Annotated in this window: 3 protein-coding genes; all 3 read left to right on the top strand. The window is 41.1% G+C overall.

From position 1 onward, the window contains the following. Positions 1-280 precede the first annotated feature (280 nt). On the top strand, positions 281-508 hold the full coding sequence (locus EHN13_RS16855; protein ID WP_124021774.1) for a helix-turn-helix transcriptional regulator: 228 nt from the start codon (positions 281-283) through the stop codon (positions 506-508). Positions 509-525: 17 nt separating this feature from the next. Continuing rightward, complete coding sequence (locus EHN13_RS16850) at positions 526-1,386, top strand: hypothetical protein (RefSeq protein ID WP_124021773.1); 861 nt, start codon at positions 526-528, stop codon at positions 1,384-1,386. 22 nt (positions 1,387-1,408) lie between these two features. Next, a partial coding sequence (locus EHN13_RS16845; RefSeq protein ID WP_148085787.1) for a P2 family phage major capsid protein occupies positions 1,409-2,050 on the top strand: 642 nt, incomplete at its 3' end.

The following is a 2,050-nucleotide window of genomic DNA, read 5'->3' as shown; positions in this document are numbered from 1 at the left end:
CCCAGCCCAGCCCAGCCAATGTAGTCTTTGGTTTACAAATTGTTACATATATTGTTCATCAAATTTCATCATTATCAGGGATTAACAAGCACTGGCAAAGGTTGTCACTCAGTAATATTCCCTAACATTCACTATTATTCACCATTATTCACCATTCAAATTATTTGAGTAAGTTTGAAAGTGTCATTCTTTACGTATTAATTCTTCTGTGCAAGTATATATACACCCAATAGAGACTAATTAAGTCTTAGTATAAATATCTAATGTGAAGGACATAGCCATGAGCTTATTGCCTCGGGAAAACGCAACCCAAAAAAACTATAGACTTCTGAGGATATCAGAAGTGATTAATTTGACTGGCTTACCCAAGTCAACAATTTATCTAAAGATAAAGAATGATGAATTTCCGAACCAAGTTTCTATCGGTTCTCGTTCTGTTGCATGGGTGGAGCATGAAGTTAATGAATGGATAGAGAAGAATATTCTCAATAGAAAATTAAACTCCTAAATTGAGGTGGCAATTATATGATTGACAATGTTTTTAAGAAAAAACTGGCATCAATTAAGAACGAACATGTGTCGGTGTTAGACAGTTACAAAGTAAGCCCATTTAAAGAAACTCATAGCGACATAGCCTGTATTGTGCGTATTATCGAAATCTATTCACTGAATAAGCTGCGCGCTAAAGGTGAAAAGCTGTATTCACTTACGGGGTTAACAGTACCTGATACGGAAGCTGTGGCGAATGAGATCAACCTGCTCCTGAGCCGTTATGTCCAGTTGTGTCGTCAGGAAGAGGAAGAGTTATCTTTCCGGCAGCGTGAAGTGACAAATGCGGAAGTTGCATGGAAAAGTACATTCTCAAAAAACGGCGTCAGTAGCATTGCTGAAGCCAAAACGAATAAAGCGGGGCATGCTGAACGCGCGGATGCTGAACGGTGTTACCATCAGGCTGTTTCCCGGCTGAATGAGCAACATAGCCGGCTGAGCACAATCAAGCTTTTACCGGGCGTACTGGCTGATGAAGTTAACTACATTGGAAAGGGAGTTGAGAAGCGTTTACTGAACATATTTCCTCAATCCGGCCAGATCCCTGCTGATTTTATTTCTGTGTTTAATGATGGTGACGTTGTCCGTGATATTAAATTTATTACAGATGCACTCAAATCTTTGTCTGATTCTGTGAATGAAATTATTAGCCGTTGTAGCGTTCCAACTGATCGTTATGTATTAAATAACGGTGGAATGGCAAGAACTATGGCTTACAGGGAGTACTATCGAGCAGATAATTATGTATTACGTTCAGTCGTAAGTGATCGGGATTATGTTGAGCATGTAATGAAATACAATCGGGTTACTGAGTACAAAAATAAAATCTTTTCTTAAATACTAAAAAAGGTAAAAAACTATGTATGCCTTCAAAACTGAAAGGCCGGACGCAGCACGTCGTTATCATAATAAATTCGTTACTGGCACTAACTATCAGGAGGAATCAAAAAGACGCTTTGCATTAAGCGAACCCACTGAAAATATACTGCGTACCTCAATTCTGGAATCCGGGTGGCTTATTAAAAATATCACGCTGCGTGATGTTAACGCCGTGTCAGGTAATGCCGTCAATATTGGTGCCAGTGAACTGCATACCGGACGCGTGGATGGTGGCCGTTTCCACAAAAAAATGGCAATCAATGGTACGGAGTTATTTCTGACAGAGACGGATACCTGCGCCCGGATCAGCTATTCCGATATGTCCCATATTTACCATACCGGCGTGCCGGATGAGTTTGAGAAAACGGTTGAGAGTTTTTTTGCCCAGGCATATGCGCTGGACATGCTGCGGGTCGGTTTCAATGGTGTGTCGATTGCAAATACTACAAACCCGGAAATCAATAAAAAAGGCGAGGATGTCAATATTGGCTGGCATGCACTGGCGAAAGCCTATGGGAACGGGAAGCAAATCATCTCTGAGCCTGTCACGCTGGGAGAGACTGGCACCTGGAAAAATATTGATGCTCTGGCCAACCATCTGATTACTGAGCTTATTGCTGAG

Origin of the sequence: Citrobacter youngae (genome assembly GCF_003818115.1) — a bacterium.
Taxonomy (GTDB): domain Bacteria; phylum Pseudomonadota; class Gammaproteobacteria; order Enterobacterales; family Enterobacteriaceae; genus Citrobacter; species Citrobacter youngae.
This window is presented reverse-complemented; position numbering and strand designations above follow the sequence as displayed.

Bases quoted from the DNA above. Each gene is read 5' to 3' on its own strand.
- EHN13_RS16855 (WP_124021774.1), top strand. From the start codon at position 281: ATGAGCTTATTGCCTCGGGAAAACGCAACCCAAAAAAACTATAGACTT.
- EHN13_RS16850 (WP_124021773.1), top strand. From the start codon at position 526: ATGATTGACAATGTTTTTAAGAAAAAACTGGCATCAATTAAGAACGAA.